Below are 22293 nucleotides of genomic sequence, written 5' to 3'. Positions count from 1 at the left end.
ATGTCGGGCACTATCGCGCAGTTAGGCATCGAGGTTGACTCGGGCGATGCGGTCAAGGCTGCAACCGACCTGGATAAATTGGTCGATGCGGGCAAGGACGCGGAGGAGGCAGCAAAACGAACTGGCTCAGCCTGGGAGCAAGCCCTCACCGGGATGGCAGGTGACACCAAGCAAATCGTGAAAGAGCTACAGGCTCTGAACGCCAGGCAGGACACCACCGCTCAACTGATGGCGACGGTGGGCCGTTCGCTTGCGGAAGCCACACAGGGGCTGAAAACCACTACTGCGGCCACTACTGAGCTCGCTACCGCTGAAGTGAAGCTGGGAGAGTCATCGGAGGACGCGAAAAGTCGTCTTTTGGCGATGGCCAAATCGTCCTTGGAGTCGAGCGAGTACTACCAGCGGCTGACTGCCAGCATGGAGACCAATTCGGCGGCAATGGATGCTTCCGGTTCTTCGGCCAGCAGTTTGGCGGCGCTCGCTCGTCGCCTGAAGGCTGATTCAGATGCGCTGGTTGGATCAACTGACAAGCAAGCCGACGCGGCGAAAAAGGCGGCGGCTGCCACTGGCGTTCAGGCCGAAGGTCTGCAAGCGCTGCTCGGCAAGATCAATCCTGCCATTGCCGCGCTCGACAAGCTGGACCAGCAACAGGCGCAGTTGCAGAAGTACAAGGCTGCAGGACTGATCGACGCTGATACTTTCCGGGAGTACTCCGCTCGAATCGACGCCTCTCGGCAGAAGCTAGGCGACTTCGATGAAGGGCTGAAAAAGACCGGTGCCAGCTCGAAACAAACCGAGGCTGCGCTTCGGCAGCTTCCTTCGCAATTCACTGACATTTTCACTAGCCTGGCCGGCGGGCAAAACCCGCTGTTGGTGCTCATCCAGCAGGGTGGGCAGATCAAAGACTCGTTCGGCGGTGTTGGTGCAACCCTTGAGGCGCTGCGGGACAAGTTCCGCTCGCTGTTCACCGGTGGTGCTGGCGCAGCTGTGCTGGGCGAATCGCTTGCCGGTATCGCCACCAATGCCAAGGATGTTGCCAACAACGCAGGTGATGCGGGCGAAAGCCTGTCTGATCTGGCCGAAAGCTCAAACACTGCGGCAGAAGCCGCTGAGAACGCACAACGAGCTGTCGGCGCGATCACTCCCAGCGTGACTGGTGCATCAGCGAGCTTGCTTGGTATGGCAGCGGCGGTGGCGATCGCAGCTGCCGCCGCCGCAACGCTGATCTATGGATACAGCCAAGGCAGCAAAGAAGCAGACGAATACAGCAAGGCCCTCATTCTGACCGGCAATGCTGCGGGTACATCGGCCGACCAACTGGCCAATTTGGCTCAGCAGGTCAGCGCAACGAATGGTACGACCGGTGAGGCAGCGGCAGCGTTGACCACGCTGGCCGCCAGTGGGGTTATTGCTGGCTCCAGTTTCAAGGTAATCGCCGATGCGGCCGCAGCGATGGAAGACGCCACCGGCAAGTCGGTGGATGCAACCATTGCCGAATTCATCAAGATCGCAAAGGATCCGGTAGCGGCAGCAAAGGAACTCAACGGCCAATACCAGTTTCTGACAGCGTCGGTGTACTCGCAGATCGTCGCGCTCAAGGAGCAGGGCGATACGGTCGGGGCTGCCGATCTACTCACCAAAACCTATGCCGACACCATTCAGCAACGCTCCGGGCAGGTCACGCAGAATCTCGGATTGTGGGAAAAAGCCTGGAAGGGCGTGAAGGACTCTGCGAGCGGTGCCCTTGATTCAATCTTGGACGTCGGCAGGGTGCAGTCCATCGACGCCCAGATCGTCAACCTCGAAAAGATCGTCGGTGAACGCAAAGGTGGCTTTCTCACCTCGCTTTTCCCCGAAGACTTGGGGGCATCCAGCAACTCGACAAAGTTTCTTGAGCAACAGCTTGCAGAGCTCAAGAAGCGGAAGGTTGCGCTCGCTGAAAACGCGGCGATCGAGGCTGATCGTGCAAAGGTGCAGAAAGAGGGGGTCGAGGCTGAGCAGCGACTCAAGCAGATCAGCGACTCGAACCTGACCAATGCCGAGAAGCGCGACAAGCTGACGAAAGCCTACCTCCGTGACGTTGAGGTTTTGGGAAAGGCCAACCCTAACGACCCAAAGGTTCAGGCTGATTTCGTCGCCAAAACGCTGCAGAACATCAAGGACAAAAACAAAGATCAGAAGGGACCATCGGCCGGCGCCGTCGACCTCACCGGTTACAACGCGGCGCAGAATGCCCTGAAGGAAATCCAAGCTGAATATGCGAACACCCAGAAACAACTGGATGCCGCACAGAAGGCTGGGTTGATCTCGCAGCAGGAATATTTGCTGAAGCGGGAAGCGCTGATCGGCAACGAGCGAGACGAGATTACCTCTGCGTACGAGGCGGAGATCGCAGCGCTTGAAGCCGCGAAGTCCAAGTCCAGCACTACTGCCGAGCAGCGCATTCAACTCGACCAAAAGATCGCCGACGCGCGCACCGATATGGTCAAGGCGCAGAAAACGGCGGATAGCGAGCTCGATGTACTGGCGAAGAATGAACAGGGCAGGCTGAGGAAGCAGGAGCAGGCCGTTCAAACCTACACCAGCGCGTTGCAGCAGCAAGTCGACACGTTGCGTCAGCAGGGCCAACGAGCTGCGGCAGGACTTGGCCAGGGTGATCGGGGGCGTGGGCTGACGGATCAGCAGAACGCAATCGACGACCGCTTCAACCAGCAAAAGCTTGATCTGGCCAACCAGTACGGCGATGGCTCGCGCGGCATGAACCTCGACGAGTACACCCAGAAGCTGGCGGCGCTGAAAGCCACGCAACAGGATCTGCACGACACTGTTCAAGCCAACTACGACGAGATGACGGCGGCTCAAGGTGACTGGAGCGCTGGCGCATCGTCGGCGTGGCAGAACTACCTCGATTCTGCGCGAGATGTCGCCGGTCAAACCAAAAGCCTGTTCACCAACGCCTTCAGCTCGATGGAAGACGCGATCGTCAACTTCGCCATGACCGGGAAGCTGTCGTTTGCCGACTTCACCAAGTCGATTTTGGCGGACATGGCGCGGATTGCGACTCGTCAGGCCAGTTCGGCATTGCTGAGCAGTTTGGTGGGTGCTGCCACAAGCTACTTCACGGGAGGTGGGGCGACGGCTTCTGCAACGGCAGGTGCGGCTGATGCAGGGGCCCAAAGTTTTGGCAGTCAGTTTGATGCCAGCTCTGCATCCGTGTCTTTCGGTGGTGGTCGTGCTGTTGGTGGCGGTGTTGAACCGAACACTTTCTACGAAGTGAATGAAAAGGGGCCAGAGCTGTTCAATCAGGGCGGCAGGTCTTACCTCATGACTGGCGCGAGTGGCGGTAGCGTTACGCCTCTGACTTCCGGTGGCGGGCCCGCGCTTGCTGCAATGTCCGGTACCGGCGGCGGCAATACTTACAACTTCCCTGTAGCGGTCTCTGTGCAAACGTCTGGCAGCGAGGGCGGCGGGGTCTCGGAAGAGGCATCGACCCAACTCGGCAAAGGCATCCAGCAGGCTGCAAAAACTGAAGCGGAAACTGCAATTGCCCGAGCTCTACAGCCAGGCGGTTCGATCTGGCGCCTGACAAATGGGAGAGGCTGATGGCCATCGAAAAATTCACTTGGCCAACCGAGCGCGGCGGCACACCTGAGATTACTTATCGGGTGCGCACCGCCCAATTCGGCGGCGGATATGCGCAGAACGTCGGTGACGGACCCAACAACAAAGAGGACTCCTATCCGATCACCTTCACCGGTCAGAAGGCCAAGGTGCTGGAGATCATGGACTTCCTCGATCGGCACGCCGGCGCCAAGGCGTTTCTCTGGACAACGCCCCTCGGCCAACTGGGCCTGTTCACCTGTAAAAATCCCGCTCCAACCCCAATGGGTGGGGGCGTGTTCAAACTCACAGCCACGTTCGAGCGTGCTTTTCAACCCTAGGAGCGATCATGTCGCTGATCAGTGATATCCAGGTGCTTGAGCCTGGCAGTGAAGTGCTGCTCTTTGAATTGGACGGCACGGACTACGGCGCAGACGTTCTCCGCTTCCACGGTCACGCGATCCCGCATACAGCGGCTGAGCTGATTGCCGCCGGCGACGATGCCGACCAACTGCCGGCGAAGGCGATCTACTGGCAGGGCAACGAGTACAGCGCCTGGCCGATGCAAATCGACGGCATCGAGTCGAACGGCGACGGCACGGCTGTTCGGCCGACACTGTCAGTGGGCAACGTCAACGGGCGCATCACTGCGCTGTGCTTGGCATTCGAGGATCTGCTCGAGTTCAAGCTGACGATGCGTCACACGCTGGGCACTTACCTCGACGCGGCGAACTTCCCCGCCGGCAACCCAACGGCAGATCCTACCCAGGAGACGATCGAGGTCTGGTATATCGACCAGAAAACGAACGAAGACGGGGAGACGGTCAGCTGGGAGTTGGCCAGCCCGGGCGACGTCGGCAATGAATCAATCGGCCGGCAGGCGACAACGCTCTGCCACTGGTGCCTCACCGGAGGCTACCGTGGACCGAACTGCGGCTACACCGGTCCGTACGTCACGAAAGACGGCGTAGTGACCGACAACCCGGAACTGGACGAATGCGACGCCACGCTGGGTAAAGGCTGCATTCCGCGCTTCGGAGAAGGTAACCCGTTGCCTTTTGGTGGCTTCCCGGCCGTTTCCCTGATCGCACGGAGCTGACATGCGAAAGCACATTTTGAATGCGATCCAAGCGCACGCGGCAGCGGAGTACCCGAAAGAATGCTGCGGCCTGCTGCTTGCGATCGGTCGCAAGCAGCAATACTTCCCTTGCATCAATGTCTCGACCGAGCCGAACGAAGAGTTTCGGATCGGCCCGGAGCAATACGCAGCCGCCGAGGATGCCGGCGAAGTAATCGGCGTGGTTCACTCGCATCCGGACGCTACCAGCAGGCCGTCGCCGCGCGACTTGGCCATGTGTGAGGCCACCGCGCTGCCTTGGCATATCCTCAGTTGGCCGGAAGGCGATCTCAGAACGGTCGTGCCCACCGGCGAAGTGCCGCTGCTCAAGCGTCCATTCGTGCATGGAGCGTGGGACTGCTGGCAAGTCTGCGCAGATTGGTACAAGCGCGAGTGGGGGCTGGAGTTCGAAGCATTCAAGCGTGCAGATGGCTGGTGGGAGAGAAAGGACAACACCAGTCTGTACGAGGCGAACTACGAGGCCGCCGGCTTTTACCGCGTCGACCAGCCGCAGCGCGGCGACATGATCGTGATGGAAGTGGGGCGGACGGTTTACCCGAACCACGCCGGGATATTCCTCGGCACTGAGCCTGCGTTGCCAGGTGAGGATGCCGAAACGTTCGGCCCCGGGCCGTTCCTACTGCACCACCTGTATGGGCGCCCGTCTGAGGTGATTGTGTTCGGCGGCCCTTGGCTAGACCGGACACGCCTGATTCTCAGGCATAAAGATGCACGACAACCAAATGATGCGACTTCGTCGCGGGAGTGATTTCTATGAAACTCGTTATCGTAACCACCGATCGTGGGGATACGCTCGTTGCCGGTCTTGGCTTGGGCATAGACATTAAGGCGTCAACGAGGAGATCGCCGACGCCAAACTCAAAATCAGGAAATGTTTTTTTGGAACAGGGAAAGAATTTGTAAGTAGTTGGCCTGATTGCCGTTTTGTACTGATACAGACTTCGCACCCTCAAGATCATCCCACAGGGCTTGCCTATCTACAGTATCAAGCTTGGTTACGGCCTTGATAACAGCCCCCATGGCATTGAGTGTCGCGGCCGAAATTGTGTTGGCAGCTTGCTCAAGTGCAGCTAAACGTTCATCCACAGTTTGCATTTGACCTCCAGGTCATAAACGCGCCGAAATTGGCGCAATCCCAGTCCTTGGGCTTGCAGGCAAAGGACTGGTTATTTGTAGTCAATCAGCATTGTTTGATTTGCTTCCAAGTGGTCGCCGTTTTCTTCGCGATCCTGATTTGTTCTTGCCGTACTTCGCGATCTTTTGCTCGCCTCAGAGAGAGATATCTGGAGGGGATGGTTCTCGTGAAACCATGCCCAAGGCGACCTGCTTCTTGAAGGAGCGTCTCGACAAACGTTTTCTGCGATAACCACCACACCTCTAGCGCGAGCGGTGGACCCATGTAAACAAGTTGGTAAATGATTCGACTTGTTGAAGTGGTAGTTTGAAGCGCGACTAACATGATCCCCATCGATACGATCGCTGACAACATGAAAGCTACAAAAAGCGCGCCTTCTTTTTGAAGCTGTCGCTGTACAGCGAAGGCATCGACACGAATCGCTTTCGCCTTTCTCAGCTCTTTGCATCGAGACCGTCGGAAGGCTCTCCGCGTGGCGAACTGTGCGGGAACGAAAGCTTTTTTGAAGCCCCAAAAAGCCAGAGCGACCAGAACAGGGAGATACAGATCTTTGTAACTAGGCAAATCAGTAGCGAGATCCATCCACAATCCTTCTGGAAAAATAAGGCACAACGCTACTACTTATGGATCCAATTCTTCCACTGTCCTTTCATCCACGCTGGATGCCTGGACAGTATCTATGGCCAGGGCAAGCATTCTCGGTATGATGAGAGGCTATCTTCAAAAACGGAAAAAGCAGTTGATGCGTCAGTTTCTTGTGTTTGCTTTGGTATGCGTATTGTCGGCTTGCAAGACCGTCGGACGACCTATATCCCATTCGGACACCGATCAAATAACCAAAGGGGTAACCACTCGGGAAGAGCTCCTGAATCGCTTTGGGCCACCCTATCTACTTACCGAAGACGCAAGTGGAAACAAGATGGTTGGCTGGGTCTATGTTCGGTCGGGTTTTTTAGGGGTCGGCTATAAGAGTCAAGCGTTCACCGCGCGGTTTGATTCTTCAGGCAGAGTCATCGACTCATTGTTGACGGAGAAGTCAGAGCCCACCAGGCACAGGTGAGGCGTATCGCTGAGCCCTGTCTTGCGCTGGGCTTTTGGCATCGGTTCATCGGGTGCTCTACATTGCCCAGATTTCCACAGGAGTGACCTGCATGGATGGCGTCTCTCGTTTAAACGAGCTTCTCTTCGAGCACAACTGTGTCGTCTCAATGAAAGTCGAAATGCAGGATTTTAAGTACAGCCTAGCACTGACGATGTCTTCTTCTGACGATCCAGAGACAGGCGCGGTGACGGTCAACTTCCAAGACGTCAGCGCACTGAACCTAAGCGGCTTCGGTGGCGGACTAACCCAATTCATGGACCTCGTCGTGACTCGCATTGACGACGGTCTGGATCGAATCCGGTACGAGCTGAGGGATATTGAGGACGAAAAAATCTCGTTCTATTTCTGCACCTTCAGCGTGCAAAGCCAAGAGGAGTAAATATGCGGATTTTGATAGGAGCTTTGGCGGTAGCGCTGTTGGCGGGGTGTGCGACTTCGCCGACGCCTTCCAATGAAGCCAAACAGGCGCCGGTCAGTCAGTTGTCGGCCTACCAGGCCAAGCCATCCGGGGCTTATGGGACACTGCAAGTCATCCGCGATTCTGGGCAGACCGGAAGCCTTTGTTCAATGGCCGTTTTTATCGATGGCAAACAAGCTGCCAGGCTCGACCCGGGTCAGAAGGCATCTTTCTATCTGCCGCCTGATTCGGTTTCAGTGGGCGCCGCTTACACCGGCTCTGGCATCTGCTCCATGGGTGCAGCCCGAGTGGAGCGGGAAGCGATCGTGAAAGACGGCGCGATCAAGAAATACCGAGTTTTCACCGGGGGCGATGGGCAGATCGACATACTGCCCACGACTCTCTGAACAGACCGCCTCCGGGCGGTTTTTTATTGCCTGGAGAATGGCATGTGCTCAGCAATTACCTACACGCCAATGACGAAAGTCATGTTGTCCGGCTCGCTTGCGAAGAAGTTTTTCCGAAGCAAGCCATTCCTCCTCGACGGCGGATCGGCCGTGGAGGTGTTCCGTGCGCTCAATGCGACCATTGATGGGTTCGCCGAGGAAATTAAACGACTGGAGCGCCTTGGACTGAAGTTTGCGATCTTCCGCAATCGCGCAAACATCGGAGTGGACGGATTCGATCTCGGCGGTACACGGGAAATCCGCATTGTTCCAGTGATTGGTGGCAGCAAGCGCGCCGGCGGGTTACAGACCATTATCGGCACTGTGATGATCGCCGCAGCCTATGTACTGTCATTCACTCCGTTTGCAGCCGCATCGCCGTTTTTGTATGCGGCCGGCGCGTCTATGGCGATCGGCGGCGTGATCCAAATGCTCAGCCCGCAGGCCTCAGGCTTGAAGCAAAGCGCATCCCCAGAAAACTCACCGTCCTACGCCTTCGGAAGCGCCAAGAACACCACGGCAAGCGGCAACCCGGTACCGATCTGCATCGGAGAGCGCCGGTGGGGTGGAATGATCATTTCAGCCTCGATCCTGGCGGAGGACAAAGCATGACCAACCATTCGACTTACCAGATCACCGTTCGCGACCTGTATCGGATCGAGAATGGGGTCGTTTGCGGCGACGAAGCGATCGTCGCCATCAAGTCTCAGGGACAGGAAATCGACCGCCTTCGATTCGCCGGGAAATGCTCGTCGACAGATGGCTTCCGGCGCACCTATTTGGGCAAGCCCGGGCTAACCGCCTCGCTGATTTCTGGGCACTGCAAGATCGAGTTCTCAGTACAACAGCCTGACACTATGGCTGAACGCCGCCCATGAAGTTGTCGGTGCCAAGTTCGTGAGAGCCGTACTCCACCTGATATCCAGATCCGCGATTCGCGGCTTCAGACTCAGCAGCATCCTTTGATGCGTAGATGTCGATGAACTTCCAAGGCGCTGATTGAATAACGCCCCAGCCAAGCACCCAGCCTGAGTTGTCGGGATCTTTCGGCAAATTCTTCGCGAGACTTCTGATGGACATGACCGCTCCTTGGTTGTGAGAGGTCAGGAAATTACTACTCCACAGCGCGTGGTCGCTACTGGCATTTCATCCACGCTGTATGGACACCCACACCGCCCGCGAGGCGGTTTTTTATTGCCTGGAGGAAAGCATGGGCGCAGCAGCACAGATCGATATCAGCGGCGAGAAGGGCGGCAGCAGTAAGCCGAAGTCGCCGACCGAAGCCAGCGACAGCCTGCGCTCGACCAACCTGGCGAAACTGCTGATCGCCGTTGGAGAGGGTGAGTTCGATAGTGTCCCGACCGATTACGACATCTACCTGGACAACACACCCATCCGCGATGCCAGCGGCAACTACAACTTCCCGAACGTGAAGTGGGACTGGCGCCCGGGCTCGGTGGATCAGACGTACATCCCGGGCATTCCATCCGTGGAGAACGAGACGTCGCTGAACATCGAACTGCGCAGCGATTCTCCCTGGGTGCGCTCAATCACCAATACCCAGCTTTCCGCCGTGCGCATGCGTTTGGCATGGCCGGCACTGCAACGCTCTGATGACCAGGGCAATGTCGGCGGATACCGCATCGAATACGCGATCGACGTGGCCACCGATGGAGGCGCGTATCAGCAGGTGCTGGTGGACGCGGTTGACGGCAAGACCACCACGCGCTACGAGCGATCGCGTCGTATCGATCTGCCGGACGCCACCACTGGTTGGCAGATCCGCGTGCGCCGCCTGACGCCGAACCAGAACACCAACAAGATCGCCGACACCATGCTGGTGGCCGGTTACACCGAAGTGATCGACGCGAAGCTGCGCTACCCGAATACTGCGCTGCTCTACATCGAGTTCGACGCCGAGCAGTTCACCAACATCCCGGCTGTAACGGTGAAGTGCAAAGCCCGGCGCTGGATGGTACCGAGCAACTACGACCCGATCCTGCGCACCTACACCGGCACGTGGGATGGTTCGATGAAATCGGCCTGGACCAATAACCCGGCGTGGATTACTTACGGTATCTGCACCGAAGACCGGTTCGGCCTCGGCAAGCGCATCAAGCCGTTCATGGTCGACAAGTGGGAGCTGTACCGGATCGCCCAATACTGCGACCAGCTGGTGCCGAACGGGCTCGGCGGGCAGGAGCCGCGCTTCCTCTGCGACATGAACCTGCAGGGCAAGGCTGATGCCTGGTCGTTGCTGCGCGATATCTCGGCGATATATCGGGGCATGACCTACTGGGCGCAGGGCCAACTGGTGATGCAAGCAGACATGCCGCGGGCACAGGACTTCGACTACGTCTTCACCCGGGCAAACGTCATCGACGGCAAATTCTCGTACGGCAGCGCCTCGGCGAAAACCCGGTACACGCGGGCACTGGTCAGCTACGACAACCCGGCGAACAACTACGACACCGACGTTATCCCATTTGCTGACTTGGACTTGCAGCGCCGCTACGGTGACCGTCCGACCGAACTGAGCGCTATTGGCTGCACCCGCGCCTCCGAGGCGCAGCGCCGCGGCAAGTGGGCGATCTTGAGCAACAACCAGGATCGAACCGTTTCTTTCAAGACTGGCATGGAAGGTGTAATCCCGCTGCCAGGCCACATCATCCCCGTGGCGGACTCTTTGCTGGCGGGCCGCGAAATCGGCGGTCGGATTTCGGCTGCGGCTGGGCGGGTGATCACGCTCGATCGCGATACCCAGGCCAAGGCCGGCGATCGGCTAATCATCAACCTGCCGGGCGGCCGAGCCGAAGGGCGCACCGTGCAAAGCGTCAACGGCCGCGCCGTGACCGTCACGGTTGCCTACAGCGAACCATCGGTCCCGCAGTTGCAATGGGCGCTCGATGCTGATGATCTGGCGATTCCGCTGTATCGCGTGCTTCGCACCAGACGCACCACTGAAGGTGACTACGAGATCAGCGCGCTTCAATTCGAGCCAAGCAAATTCGCATTCATCGATACCGGCGCACGCCTGGAAGAGCGTCCAATCAGTGTGATACCGATCACTGTCGTTCCGGCGCCGGCAAGCGTGTCGCTGTCTTCGACTTCATCGGTTGTGCAGGGGCTATCCGTGGCCACCATGACCATCAGTTGGCCCGCTGTACCCGGCGCAGTCGGTTACGACGTGGAGTGGCGCAAGGACAGTGGCAACTGGATCAAGCTGCAACGCACCGGTATGACCAGCGTCGACGTGGTCGGCATTTACGCCGGTGCTTACGTGGCCCGCGTCCGGGCGGTGAGTGCGTTCGACATCTCGTCGATCTGGCGCAACTCGATCCTGACCAACCTGAAAGGGAAGGAGGGATTACCGCCGGCGGTGTCTTTCCTGACTCCAACCAGCCTTGTCTACGGCATCAGAATGGCGTGGGGTTTCCCGCCTGGCGCAGAGGACACACAGCGCACCGAGATTTGGTACAGCAAAACGACTTCGCGGGATGACGCGATAAAGCTCGGCGACTTTGCTTACCCGCAGGCGTCGCACGAGCTGCAAAACATCCTTGCAGGGGCCAGCTTCTTTTTCTGGGCGCGCCTGGTGGATCGAACCGGCAACATCGGGCCTTGGTATCCGCAGGGTAACGGCGTCTACGGCCAAGCCAGTTCGGATCAGACGGAGTACGAGAAATATTTCTCCGGCCAGATTGGCGAGTCGGCGCTGGGCAAACACCTGGGTGACCGCATTGAGCTTATTGATGGGCCTGCCGATTTGCCCGGGTCGGTCAACAACCGCATCCAGGTGGTGAGCGGCGAAGTCGATGCGATCTCGGAAAAGGTCGACGGCGTATTCGCGCAGGTCAATCCGCCTTTGGCGGGTGAAACCGAAGGTTACGCGGGATCGACGCAAGCCTTCGTCGGCGTGTGGTCATTGCAGTCCGCGGTGATCGAAGGCGACGTCGCCACCGGCAAGCGTGTCGATACCGTTCAAGTCGAGATGGGCAAAAACAGCGCCGCGATTCAGCAGGTCAGTCAGGCGCAGGTTGCCGCAGATGGCAAGGCTTCGGCCATGTGGTCTGTGAAGATGCAGATCGACGCAAACGGGCGATACGTCGCTGCCGGTATTGGTCTGGGCATCGAGAACGGACCGGCGGGATTGCAGAGCCAGTTCCTCGTGAGCGCGGATCGGTTCGCCGTCGTGAACGGCTTGGGCGGCAGTCCAACAGCCCCATTCGTGGTGCAAAACGGGCAGACGTTCATGAGCTCCGCGTTCATTGCAGACGGCAGCATCACGATGCTGAAGATCGGCCAAGCGTTGCAGTCGGACAACTACATACCCGGCGTGCAAGGTTGGCGCCTTGATAAGGCCGGCAACCTTGAGTTCAACGGCCCGGCACCGGGAGGCGGACGACTGACGATGACCAACAGGGCGATCATGGTCTACGACGCCAACAACGTGAAGCGTGTGCAACTGGGAGATCTCGACGCATGAGTCATGGACTAAGAATCTGGGGTAGCGATGGGGCTCTCCAGTTCAACACGGATTCCGCAACATGGCGGATCGTTTTATCCACGCTTGTTTCAGGTCAAACGGCGGCCACTCAGCAATTTAGTGTGCCAGGGTGCAACCCCAGTAACGCGGTTGCGATGGTTATTCCGATTTCCATTCCCGGTACTGAGGATCGTCAGTTGGAAACCGAAATGGCGGACGGAATTGTATATGTGCGCAACTTCATCAAGGGCTACGCCGCATCTAAAACTTCGAAAAGCGCGATGCGGCTAATAGTCATGAGGTGGTATTGATGGCGGGTTTTGGTCTGTCAGTTGTAAATGACGCTGGAATAATCAGTATTGACTCTGAGTACGCCAGGTTGTGCATTCTTCAAATTGGGACGTTCTCAGGAGGGGCGGGTAATGCATCTGTCAGCTTCAACCCGGTCATCACCACGCAAGAACCGCCATTGATCTTTCTCAGGCCAAACAACAACGGAGGCTTGGTCACAATTGGCTGCGCCGTTCTTGGCTCTGCGGGCAACTGGACCGGCATGAACATCGTGGGCCCTTCAAACTATGCTCCGAACGGCAAGTACTTCGTTGGCGGTTTTGCAACAACCCCAACTGCCTCCTTCGGGCTTCGATTGTGGGATGGGGGTTCGAAACTCGTGTTCGACAGTGGCAAGCCGGCCGCAGTATTCACTCGATTCTATCAAAACTGGACCTACGTAAAATCCACCCAAGACGTCCAGGGCTACTACACGAACTGGTACTCATCGCCGTTCAGTAGTTCGCCCGATGAATACCTGCTGTTCAACAATGCAGGGATGCGGATGCTATCCGGAGACAACATAGGCAGGGGGACAGGGATAATCTACGACTTCGCCGCTTCTCAGCTCTGGTTTACAACTACCGCGCTGAATAACCCCTTTAACTTTTCATTGCCTGCCGTCTACGCCAAGCCCGTTGCCTAGAAATTCTAGTAAAGACACATCGCTCAATTACGGAAATAACCATGGCCAAACAAACAATTAATCTCGGAACTGCACCCACAGGCGTCGGCGGCGATACGCCGCGTAGCGCGTTTACCAAGACACAAAGCAACTTCGACGAGCTTTATGCCGCCGATGCCGTCAATTACAAGCGAGCGAACATCATTGGCACCGTCTCTCAGGCGTCCGGTATTCCTACCGGTGCGATTCTCGAAAGGGGCGCGAACGCGCAAGGCAGCTACATCAAATACGCTGACGGAACTCTTCATTGCTGGACGCGTATGTCAACAACTGCCGTGAGTAACTTGAACGGCAGTGTTTTCAACAGTGCGGCGATTTACCCGGGAAACTTCCCGGCAGCCTTTGTCGGCCTGCCTGTAGTCATCGCAGCGGCGAGCGGCGTAGCTTTTTCGTGGGCTGGCAATTACGTGGAGCAGACGCAGAGCGCGTGGGGCGGATGGGTAGCCTTCTCCCCGACGGCTACTGGCGGTTTTGCATGGCTTAACTTTTTCGCATCCGGGCGGTGGTACTAATGATCATTAACCTGTCTCCTTGCCGTATGGACGGTACGCTCGACGTTTCCAAGGCTGGCGATACGCTGACCATCAACGGCGAGCAATTCAACTTTTCGCGAATGTCCGACGGGGACACGCTGCCCGTTGGGGCGTTCAGTTGCATGTGGATCGCCGGCGATGTCGACAAGCAGAACGGCGAGCTGACGCTGAACCTGCTTCTTCCTCTTCCACAGAACTACAGCCAGGCTCAGGCATTTCCCGTGCCGCTCGTGAATGTTGCCGACGGGCCCGTGGTCTTGCCTGAGCCGCTCCCGAGCGATGAGCCGCCATCTGCGCAAGTACCCTGGCCTGCGCGGGAAGGCGTTATCGATTGGGGAAAATTGATAACCCTTGCCCAGAAGGACGCGCAAGCCGCTGCCGCGCGCTTGGCCGCTGCAAGGGCGGAGCTTGCCACCCGCAACTCTTCCGCCGTCGTGCAGATTGATCGGATCGCTGATCGAGTCGCCACTCTGGGGTACGGCACGGAGGCTGGGGATGCCACTCCGGAAGACGAGGCAGAGCACGCCACACTGACGCTCAGCCTGAAAGCGTGGAAAGCCTACAAGTACGCACTGGGAAAGGTCACCACCAAAGAGGGCTGGTTTGAGTCCCCGGCCTGGCCAGTCGAGCCTGCTACGCCCGAAATCATTGCCGCCCCAATGCTGGCCGCCGAAGAAACGGTCTGACGCCGACTGAACGAGAACAACCCGCCATCGAGCGGGTATTTTTTTGCCTGGAGAAAAGTGATGACTGCAACCGAAAAAGACCGCGACATCCTCGCCCGTACGCTTTACGGCGAGGCTCGCGGCGAAGGTACGGCCGGTCAGGTCGCCGTGGCCTGGGCGATCCGCAACCGCGTGAACGACGGCAAGACCAATTCTTGGTGGGGGGAGGGCTACGCGGGTGTGTGCCAGAAACCATACCAGTTCAGCTGCTGGAACAAGGCCGACCCGAACTATCAGTTCCTGATCGGCGTGAAGCAGATCCCTTTTCGCGAACTGGCGCAATGTCGGATCGCTGCTGACCAGGTGATCGACGGCAAGGTGCCCGATCCCACCGGCGGAGCGACGCACTACTACGCGACCAGCATCAAGGCACCTGCCTGGGCGGCGAAGGCGAAACAGACACTGAAGCTGGGCGGGCACGTCTTCTTCAAGGATGTCCCGTGATGGTCGTGCCTTGGAAATTGGCCGGAATGCTGGCGCTGGTGCTGATCGGCGCCGGCAGCGCCTGGCAGTTTCAGGATTGGCGCTACGGCCAGCAGCTGGCTGAGCAGGCGCGGCAGCAAACCGAAACCCTCAATCAACTGACCCAGGCCGCTGCCACCGCGCAGCAGGCCGAGCAGGACAAGCGTTTGGCGCTCGAGCAGCGGCTGGCGTCCAGTGAGCAAACCCACTTCAGGAAAATGAGCAATGCCCAACGTGACCAAAATCGCCTGCGCGATCGCCTTGCCACTGCTGATGTCCGGTTGTCAGTCCTCCTCGACGCAACCGACGTTGCCAAAGGCTGTGGGGTGCCAGCCACCTCCGGCGCCGGCGGCGTGGATCATGCAGCCGTACGAGCCCGACTTGACCCAGCGCATGCTCAACGAATTATCGCCATCACCGACACCGGCGACCGGGGGCTGATCGCTCTGCAGGCGTGCCAGGCGTATGTACGGAACCTGGTGCAGTGATGGCGCCGAGCCATTCTTGCGATGCCACCGGTCGTAAACCATCATTCAGATTCGAACTGGATGACTGGTGGAATGGACAAACAACTGGCTGGTTACTCAATCGTGATGACGATTATCTGGGTTTCAGTAGTTCTTGCAGTCATTTATTGGATGTCGTAGTGAAGGTAATGGGGGATGACGTGGAAGGCGTGGTGCTAAGCCAGAAGATGCAGCGAGAGGCGGATCGCCTACTGGCGCAGATTGTCCGGGCTGATTCGATGATCATCGCTGTGAAGGCGGGAGCACGGGCAGATGGCTTCGTGCTTGGCTTGGAAACCGGCGGTGCTTTGCGCCCCGGCGATGCTGAAAATCTGTACATCATTTTTGAAGCCGCGTTGGTGGAGCGCCTGAAAACGCTGACGAAGGGCTGATTCAGTCGACTGGTTTTATCAGCTCCGGGCCTTGGTTCCGTACATTCCCCACGGCCCGGTCAACCTTGAACCACTCAAATACCCCCGTCGGTTCACCCAGTTGCAATAGCATTTGCTCGGCGCGCTCTTTCGGCGTTGCCGGGTCCAACCATTCCCGAGCCAGCTCCGGTGACAATGCCACCGGCCGTCGGTCGTGGATGTCGACCATGCCACCGGCGCTGTCGGCGGTGATAATCACGAAGCCATCATGCTCGCCGGGGCGATGCTCTTCATTTGGGTATTGGCCGATGGCGGCGCACAGTATCGGCGACTGATCCCGGTGTCTGATCAGGTAGGGCTGCTTCTTCGGACCGCCTTCGTCGACCCATTCAAACCAGTTGTTGATTGCGATGATCGCTCTGTGTGGCCAGATCGCGCGGAAGAATGGGCCGTGGGCAACTTTCTCTACCCTGGCATTGATCGGTGCAGCGCGATCCTTGGCCCAGTGCGGCCGCCACCCCCAACGAACCATGTCGGCGTGCAGGAACAGGCCTTCCTGGTGGAAGAGGGCGAGTTGAGCGGTCGGCGCGGCGTTGTACCGCTCGAAAGATTGCTCGCCGGTCGAGTTGACCAGCGCGTTCGGCATGCTGAGCGCCGCCACGAAATCGTGAATGCCACTGTACTGGGAGAGTCGTCCGCACATTGCCCGTTCCTCGCATGGTTCCTTCAGCGTAGACCCGCTGGCGCCGGCTTCATCACAAAACCTTTTCCGGTGCATGTGGTGCAGTCGTCACGCGTACCAAAGCGATCGAGGCAGGCAGGGCAGATGCAGAAGGCGGCTGACTCGATGTGAGGTCGCACCTTTTCAATGACGCGCAGATCCCGGTCCTCCTGGGCAATCTGAGCCGCATCAACCAGCGCTCGGTAAGTGTCCGGGTCGTCGATGGGGTTGTGGCAAATGCCGCGGATCATCCGCTGCGTCTCGATCAATTGGTACCGCCGCCCGTGCATCTCCAAAATCAGCCCCGTGATAGTGCCGACATTCCGGGAAAGCCCTAGATTCAGGTGTATCCCTTCTGGGCCCGAGTAAACCTTGCCGTCATAAGTAGATGATGCGCCGCGCGGCTCGGTCGTTGCGAAGTCGAAGATAGAGCGGCTGATCGTGCCCATCAGCTCTCCGTTGTCGATCCGCACGACGTCATAGGTCGACGCTCCGCGGTACTGCCCCGGCGAGTTCTGCAACTCCTCCACTGCGTGCCAATACGCGGCGTCTGCCATTTCACCCATGTCGAACCGCTCTAGCTGATCAATCAGTCCTTCGCCATGGAGAGCTGCGGCCATCTCATGGAGCGTTTCCCGGTGGCCTTCAGGGTTTTGCATGCGGAAGTCCTGGTCGTCGAGTGTGTCGCGCCATCGCTGGAGTCGGAGGTATTTGGCCTGGTCGAAATTCATGAAAACGATCGCTGTACAAGTGCTGTATGTATGTACAGTAATCGAGGTGTGACTTGCGGGCGAGGATGAAGCGACGAACTGTAGCCATGAGACTGCTTTCGGCCAGAAGCGGGCATTCATACCGCTAGTCAAATAGACTGTCGCGACGACCGCATTCAAGTTTGGTGCAAGTGTTCAGCGGGAAAAAGGGAGGATTGATGAGTCTTGATCTGTGCTTGGAAGCTGATAGTACGCTCACAATTTTGACATTGAGCAATGCCCTTGAGAATGCTGGTGCTCGAAAAGTCGAGGTAACAGAAGATGGGCTATACGCTGAATTTAGCTCAGGACTTAAATTAAGTACCGATGACGCCTTCGGTGGTCCCACGATTTATGCTGAGAATACAATGGGTATCGACTTTCCTGTCGCTGTGCGTTGTACCATCAGAATTAAAGGGCCTGAGCCAGAGGGAGAGTCGGCTATGGAAGATTTGGGAAAAGTCGCCCAATCAATATCTCAGTCCTGTTCAGCTTTCTTTCTAGTTAGCTTTCAGTTCGAACAAACCATGTACTGGCGGGATGCGACAGGGCTACATCGTCCTTGAGGTCGGTGCCTGCGCGTCGTGCTTCAGATATTTTTGAATGGTGCTTTTCGGGAAAAAGCGCCTTTAATTAATGGCCCGCGATTAGCCGATTGCTGCCGGTCGCATACGGACTTGGTTGACCCCCAAACAGGCCTTTCGGGCGATATGAAGTTGAATTCAGCCATTTTTTCCAGAATTCCGTACAGAACCTAAAGATTAAAACATTGGTTTCTACCCCGTTCTTTAGCTATATAGAGCGCCTTGTCAGCTCGGGCCAGTAGTACGTTATACGGGTGCAGTGGACCAAATTTATGTACTGAAAAACCAATGCTTATAGTTAAGTATCCTGTGTTGGAAGCGGAGTGCGGTATTCTCAAGTCTCGCACTAGTTGGCATAGAGTTTCGGCGTGCCGAGCTGACTGGCCTTTCGTCATGCCATTGGAAAGAATTACAAATTCTTCACCGCCATACCTGGCTGCAAAATCAGAGCCTCGCTGGAAAGACTTATTCAAACTATCAGCGACACGTATTAACGCTTCGTCGCCAGCTTGATGCCCATAAATATCATTGTATGACTTGAAGTGATCAACATCGATCATGGCAAGAGTCAACGAGTCGCTGTTGCGACATGCAATTTTACATTGAATTTCGAATTGCGTATCAAAAAAACGTCTATTGTAAATTCCTGTCAGTCCATCTTTTATGGATAGTTGTTCAAAATGTACTTTCATTTCTTCGAGAGATCGATGCTCGTCGCGAAGTTGCTGTTGTATTAGCATGCGAGCTGTTACATCTTTTTGTATGCCTAAAAAATTGGTTACAACTCCATTTGCATCATAAATTGGAGATATGCTTAGCTCATTCCAAAACATCGTTCCATCCTTGCGGTAGTTTCGCAAGGTTACGAGGCAGTACTCACCTTGTTTAACGGCGTTGCGAATAATTTCAAGTTCAGGCTGTTCTTGATCGTTTTTTTGTAGGTATCGGCAGTTAATATTAGTGACTTCTTCAAACGAGTAACCGGTCATACGCTCAAAAGCAGGATTTACAAAAATCAGCGGATTGTCGTCTATAAAATTATCGGAGATCGTGATGCCATCTCGCGAATCCATAACTGCCTGTTTAAGAATTTCAATCTTCATAAAAATTCCGTTAATAGGATTGAATGGAGGGGAGTTGTTTTAAGAGAACACACCATCTAGAAGAGATAGTTAATTAACGTTACTAACGTATAAGTGTAGCCGTTGAAAAATACAATAACTGTTTTTATGCTTTCTACAGCCGCTGCGATTGATTTCAGTCAAAAGCTCCGCAGAAATAGCCCTGGCTGGCTGATTGCGACAGAAATGACCTGCATTAGGGCATCAGATAAAGGCTTGACTGTTCACTTCTTTTTCGCGCGGCCGCTTGGTGACCGGCAGCTTCTGGCCGATAGCGGCCTTGGACGACTGATACATGGAATTCCAGCCTATATTCGATCGGTCCCCACACCCGATCCCGGTGTGGGGGCCTTTTTTTGTCTGCCATTTGATGGTGTAGTGGCAGATCATTTGCGCCTGCAACCAACCGCTGGGCGGCTGGCTGTGGATCGATGTTGAATTTGGCAAGCAGGGGTTTGCGCCACCAGCGAACAGCGCGGAATCGAACGAGGGTCAGCATGAATAAGGCACTGTCTGCATTGAACCTGCCGAACGCGGTGGAGGTTCAAACTTTGAAACTTCTGCACCAAATTGAACTGGCGCACACGGCAGACGATCTGTTTCGCGCCAGTGATCGTGCCGACGGTTTTGTGCTGGGCCTGGCGACGGTCAAGGTGCTGAACGCGGCCAGTATCGAAGGCTTGTATAAGATCTTCGAGGCAGCAGCCACGGCGCGGCGTCAGGAGCACGAACAGTGATCGGCGAAGGCATCCACTAAGAGGTGTTGCGCACGTTGGTCGAACAACACGCGGTGCGCGAATGCCTGGTGGCCAGGATCGAGGGTGGCCCCGACTGGGGCCTGTCGATTCGCTTGGGCGGCAGTGGGGCGCGCTGGGTGCCGGTGCGCTCGCGGCGTGAGCCGTTGCGCAGTTGGGCAGTTGGGCCAGCTTGACCGCGGTGGGGCGCTTTGCCGAAAGCGTCGGCCTCAGTGAGTTCAGTGTAGAACTGTAAGCGGTGATAGGTTCAATGCGTTTGCAGCATCCCCACGACATTAGGGCCAGCCAACTTCCAAAGTCTGGATAGGGATTCGACCCCCTTCTAGAATCACTATTGGTTGCGCTCTGTTGGTAAGGAGGATTCAATTCTTCAGTGCGCCGTTGAGCGTGGTATTCAAAAGTAACTCATGATGAAGGTAACACTTGAATTTGCCGTTCCAGGCTCGAGCGATTGAGTTGGAATCCGGTAATATGCCGCCTTTAGTGGAATCTGAAAGCTTCCTCCAGCGTTGCCAGTGTTGTCTGTGAATACCTGATTTTTGTCGAGTGCGACGGGCTGATTGTTATCGTTAAATAACTGAAGCCCAAGCCCGCGGGCAGAGGACTCCCTACTCAACTCTACAATACCCATATTGGCATCAATAACATGGGTATTTGGCTTGAATGTATAGTGGATTTTGTTGATGGATTTAGGGCAATCAAGCAAAGCTATGTGGAAGGGTACTTTAGGCGGGATTTCGTAAATATCGCTGACAGTGTAGTCGCTACCCATATTGACTTTTATGTCTGGACTTCTGCAGGAGGCCGATTGGTGTGTAATGGATATATTGACGTAGAATTTCATTATGTCCAGGCCGCCATGTCTATATGAGGCGAGAAGCCCATTAATTTCTTTGGTATTAGACGGGATTGCGCCTGTCTTAACTAGGCCTAATACATAAGTCGCTCCGAACTTATATACGTAGTCTCCTGTTGTGCGCTCGATATTTTCGTCATAAAAAGGTACTTTATATCCACCATACCCCTTCATATACCAGGATAGACCAGTGCCGGGAATAGCAAACAATGGCCCCGGTGTTACGTGAGTGCTGAAAGATGGGTTCGCAATAAGGCCCGAGTTGGATGCAGTGAGACATCTGTAATAGGCGGAGTTACCAAGGGTACCTATCGTTTGCTCATAGATAATTGTACCTTCAGGAGTATCTTGGGGTATGTCAAGTTTAATGTTGCTAATTGCGCTCTTGAGCTCTTGTGTTTTAAATGAATTGTAGGGGGTGCAGTTCGCGGCATTGGCTAAGCAGCACGCGAAAAGACATGTTACGAAGAGTAAAAGTGGTGTTTTATTTCGCATCATTAGAGATTGATTCGCTTTCTAGATTCTATTCTGATTTTTGCCTGTATTCTTGCATTTCTATAAGGCGGTCTGTGGTTAAGGTGAGATTAAATTCCAGTTGATTTATTGGCGTTAATTAAAGATTGTGTGTTTCTGCTGACGTTTCGTACGGTCTGAAATCGGTAGGTAGGCTATCTATACCAGCTTCGAATCGACATCAGACGATTCTGATTTTTCTGCTATATCTATGATAAGCCTCTGGTCCGCTAATGAAGCTCTGGCTGTTCTCGAGATCGTATGTTCAATCGACTTGGTAATGACCGACGTCTGTATGCTGAGCACAATGGACGGGCTGAATTTGGCACGACTGATCGGGTCACAGTGGCCATCACTGCAAGTCATCCTCACATAAGGTGATAAAACCGTACCTGATGAGTGATGCCTTACCACTCTTGCTTCTTGCGCAAGCCATGGAATCTGGATGCGCTGCATCGAGCGGTTAGGATGCACCTACCTACTTGATCAGTGGCCCGAGTGCTCCATCGGGAATGTGACCGCGATTAGCCGAAATTGCCAGGCGTTAAGACTGTTCTTGCCGAAAGCAGTCAGTCGGGGGCCATCAAAACGGCCAAGCTCATTTTGATGAACTCTTCGTTTTTGTCGATGGCCCAAAGGGCGCCCCGGACGTTCTCGGCAACATCCGCAGAGCCGCGTTGCTCGACCCAGTTCGTCAGCTCCATGATGGCGGCTTCGAGAGCGAGTTGGTTCTCATTGATTTTGTAAAGCAGGGAAGGGAGCAGATCGGAATTTGGCATGGGCGTTCCTCCGTGAAAGAGCCCAGCCTAGCACCGTGTTACATGAAGAGTGTTTTACGTTTGGCAGGACGCCAGAGAAGGGAGAAAAGCCAGAAAGTTTTGTAACGCGTATCAAAAAGTTTTGTAACGCTTCCGTGAGCTCAGCGAAAATCTCAACAGCCAGAAACGACAAAGCCCTGAATAATCAGGGCTTTGTCGTACATAAGATGGCGGAGGCGATGGGATTCGAACTCATGGACCTGTTACAGTCGACGGTTTTCAAGACCGTTGCCTTAAACCACTCGGCCACACCTCCGTTG

The 22293-nt window shown here is 56.0% G+C and carries 25 protein-coding genes, 1 tRNA gene and 1 pseudogene; 18 read left to right on the top strand and 9 right to left on the bottom strand.

What is annotated here, in order from left to right:
* The 4 genes from ACIONG_RS03240 to ACIONG_RS03225 are packed head-to-tail and all read left to right on the top strand — an operon-like array spanning position 1 to position 5486.
* Positions 1-3603, top strand: coding sequence for a phage tail tape measure protein (locus ACIONG_RS03240; RefSeq protein ID WP_401296649.1), 3603 nt, complete (start codon positions 1-3; stop codon positions 3601-3603).
* Positions 3603-3941: a phage tail protein gene (locus tag ACIONG_RS03235; protein ID WP_401296647.1), complete on the top strand. Its 339-nt coding sequence runs from the start codon at positions 3603-3605 to the stop codon at positions 3939-3941. The genes ACIONG_RS03240 and ACIONG_RS03235 overlap by 1 nt, the downstream gene beginning before the upstream one ends.
* A gap of 8 nt (positions 3942-3949) precedes the next feature.
* Positions 3950-4699 carry a phage minor tail protein L gene (locus ACIONG_RS03230; RefSeq protein ID WP_401296645.1) on the top strand — a complete coding sequence of 250 codons (750 nt, stop codon included), beginning with the start codon at positions 3950-3952 and terminating at the stop codon, positions 4697-4699.
* Position 4700: 1 nt separating this feature from the next.
* Positions 4701-5486 (top strand): C40 family peptidase, encoded by a 786-nt coding sequence (locus ACIONG_RS03225; RefSeq protein WP_315446143.1) that lies wholly within the window; start codon positions 4701-4703, stop codon positions 5484-5486.
* A 116-nt stretch (positions 5487-5602) separates the two neighbouring features.
* Here ACIONG_RS03225 and ACIONG_RS03220 read toward each other — a convergent pair whose 3' ends face one another.
* Positions 5603-5833 carry a hypothetical protein gene (locus tag ACIONG_RS03220; protein ID WP_401296643.1) on the bottom strand — a complete coding sequence of 77 codons (231 nt, stop codon included), beginning with the start codon at positions 5831-5833 and terminating at the stop codon, positions 5603-5605.
* An 85-nt stretch (positions 5834-5918) separates the two neighbouring features.
* A complete protein-coding gene (locus ACIONG_RS03215; RefSeq protein ID WP_401296641.1) occupies positions 5919-6455 on the bottom strand; it encodes a hypothetical protein in 537 nt (178 codons plus the stop codon).
* 569 nt (positions 6456-7024) lie between these two features.
* Here ACIONG_RS03215 and ACIONG_RS03210 point away from each other — a divergent pair.
* From ACIONG_RS03210 to ACIONG_RS03195, 4 genes are read left to right on the top strand one after another with little or no spacing between them, the layout of a single operon-like run.
* Positions 7025-7354: a hypothetical protein gene (locus tag ACIONG_RS03210; protein WP_401296639.1), complete on the top strand. Its 330-nt coding sequence runs from the start codon at positions 7025-7027 to the stop codon at positions 7352-7354.
* 2 nt (positions 7355-7356) lie between these two features.
* Positions 7357-7779 carry a hypothetical protein gene (locus ACIONG_RS03205; RefSeq protein ID WP_401296637.1) on the top strand — a complete coding sequence of 141 codons (423 nt, stop codon included), beginning with the start codon at positions 7357-7359 and terminating at the stop codon, positions 7777-7779.
* A gap of 42 nt (positions 7780-7821) precedes the next feature.
* Entirely contained in the window at positions 7822-8430 is a 609-nt protein-coding gene (locus ACIONG_RS03200) for a tail assembly protein (protein WP_401296635.1), read from the top strand.
* A complete protein-coding gene (locus tag ACIONG_RS03195) occupies positions 8427-8696 on the top strand; it encodes a hypothetical protein (RefSeq protein ID WP_315446138.1) in 270 nt (89 codons plus the stop codon). Before ACIONG_RS03200 ends, ACIONG_RS03195 begins: the two co-directional genes overlap by 4 nt.
* Here ACIONG_RS03195 and ACIONG_RS03190 read toward each other — a convergent pair.
* Entirely contained in the window at positions 8674-8898 is a 225-nt protein-coding gene (locus ACIONG_RS03190) for a hypothetical protein (RefSeq protein ID WP_315446137.1), read from the bottom strand. The genes ACIONG_RS03195 and ACIONG_RS03190 overlap by 23 nt on opposite strands.
* A gap of 130 nt (positions 8899-9028) precedes the next feature.
* Between ACIONG_RS03190 and ACIONG_RS03185 the strand changes: the two genes are divergently transcribed.
* The 7 genes from ACIONG_RS03185 (at position 9029) to ACIONG_RS03155 (ending at position 15937) form a co-directional block, all read left to right on the top strand.
* Entirely contained in the window at positions 9029-12304 is a 3276-nt protein-coding gene (locus ACIONG_RS03185) for a host specificity protein J (protein ID WP_401296632.1), read from the top strand.
* A gap of 310 nt (positions 12305-12614) precedes the next feature.
* Complete coding sequence (locus tag ACIONG_RS03180) at positions 12615-13280, top strand: hypothetical protein (protein WP_401296630.1); 666 nt, start codon at positions 12615-12617, stop codon at positions 13278-13280.
* A 41-nt stretch (positions 13281-13321) separates the two neighbouring features.
* On the top strand, positions 13322-13831 hold the full coding sequence (locus ACIONG_RS03175; RefSeq protein WP_401296628.1) for a hypothetical protein: 510 nt from the start codon (positions 13322-13324) through the stop codon (positions 13829-13831).
* 347 nt (positions 13832-14178) lie between these two features.
* Positions 14179-14538 (top strand): phage tail protein, encoded by a 360-nt coding sequence (locus tag ACIONG_RS03170; RefSeq protein ID WP_401296809.1) that lies wholly within the window; start codon positions 14179-14181, stop codon positions 14536-14538.
* 60 nt (positions 14539-14598) lie between these two features.
* On the top strand, positions 14599-15021 hold the full coding sequence (locus ACIONG_RS03165; RefSeq protein ID WP_401296626.1) for a cell wall hydrolase: 423 nt from the start codon (positions 14599-14601) through the stop codon (positions 15019-15021).
* Positions 15021-15527 carry a lysis system i-spanin subunit Rz gene (locus ACIONG_RS03160; RefSeq protein WP_401296807.1) on the top strand — a complete coding sequence of 169 codons (507 nt, stop codon included), beginning with the start codon at positions 15021-15023 and terminating at the stop codon, positions 15525-15527. The genes ACIONG_RS03165 and ACIONG_RS03160 overlap by 1 nt, the downstream gene beginning before the upstream one ends.
* On the top strand, positions 15524-15937 hold the full coding sequence (locus tag ACIONG_RS03155; protein WP_401296624.1) for a hypothetical protein: 414 nt from the start codon (positions 15524-15526) through the stop codon (positions 15935-15937). Before ACIONG_RS03160 ends, ACIONG_RS03155 begins: the two co-directional genes overlap by 4 nt.
* Before the next feature lies 1 nt (position 15938).
* Here the strand turns inward: ACIONG_RS03155 and ACIONG_RS03150 are convergent, their stop codons facing one another.
* Positions 15939-16619 (bottom strand): SOS response-associated peptidase family protein, encoded by a 681-nt coding sequence (locus ACIONG_RS03150; RefSeq protein ID WP_401296622.1) that lies wholly within the window; start codon positions 16617-16619, stop codon positions 15939-15941.
* A gap of 23 nt (positions 16620-16642) precedes the next feature.
* Entirely contained in the window at positions 16643-17368 is a 726-nt protein-coding gene (locus tag ACIONG_RS03145) for a hypothetical protein (RefSeq protein WP_401296620.1), read from the bottom strand.
* Between the two features lie 197 nt (positions 17369-17565).
* Between ACIONG_RS03145 and ACIONG_RS03140 the strand changes: the two genes are divergently transcribed.
* Entirely contained in the window at positions 17566-17952 is a 387-nt protein-coding gene (locus ACIONG_RS03140) for a hypothetical protein (RefSeq protein ID WP_401296618.1), read from the top strand.
* 188 nt (positions 17953-18140) lie between these two features.
* Here the strand turns inward: ACIONG_RS03140 and ACIONG_RS03135 are convergent, their stop codons facing one another.
* Positions 18141-19073, bottom strand: a complete 933-nt coding sequence (locus tag ACIONG_RS03135; RefSeq protein WP_401296616.1) for a diguanylate cyclase — start codon at positions 19071-19073, stop codon at positions 18141-18143.
* Between the two features lie 515 nt (positions 19074-19588).
* Here ACIONG_RS03135 and ACIONG_RS03130 point away from each other — a divergent pair.
* Positions 19589-19828: a hypothetical protein gene (locus tag ACIONG_RS03130; protein ID WP_401296614.1), complete on the top strand. Its 240-nt coding sequence runs from the start codon at positions 19589-19591 to the stop codon at positions 19826-19828.
* 23 nt (positions 19829-19851) lie between these two features.
* Positions 19852-20081: pseudogene (locus ACIONG_RS03125) on the top strand (hypothetical protein).
* A gap of 159 nt (positions 20082-20240) precedes the next feature.
* On the opposite strand, the gene ACIONG_RS03120 reads toward ACIONG_RS03125, so the two are convergent.
* The 3 genes from ACIONG_RS03120 to ACIONG_RS03110 form a co-directional block, all read right to left on the bottom strand.
* Positions 20241-21200 (bottom strand): fimbrial protein, encoded by a 960-nt coding sequence (locus ACIONG_RS03120; RefSeq protein WP_401296612.1) that lies wholly within the window; start codon positions 21198-21200, stop codon positions 20241-20243.
* 584 nt (positions 21201-21784) lie between these two features.
* Positions 21785-21994 (bottom strand): hypothetical protein, encoded by a 210-nt coding sequence (locus ACIONG_RS03115; protein ID WP_401296610.1) that lies wholly within the window; start codon positions 21992-21994, stop codon positions 21785-21787.
* A gap of 207 nt (positions 21995-22201) precedes the next feature.
* Positions 22202-22289: transfer RNA gene (locus ACIONG_RS03110), tRNA-Ser, on the bottom strand.
* Between the last annotated feature and the right edge of the window lie 4 nt (positions 22290-22293).

It is taken from the genome of Pseudomonas sp. NPDC087817 (assembly GCF_044742875.1).
GTDB lineage: Bacteria > Pseudomonadota > Gammaproteobacteria > Pseudomonadales > Pseudomonadaceae > Aquipseudomonas.
This window is presented reverse-complemented; position numbering and strand designations above follow the sequence as displayed.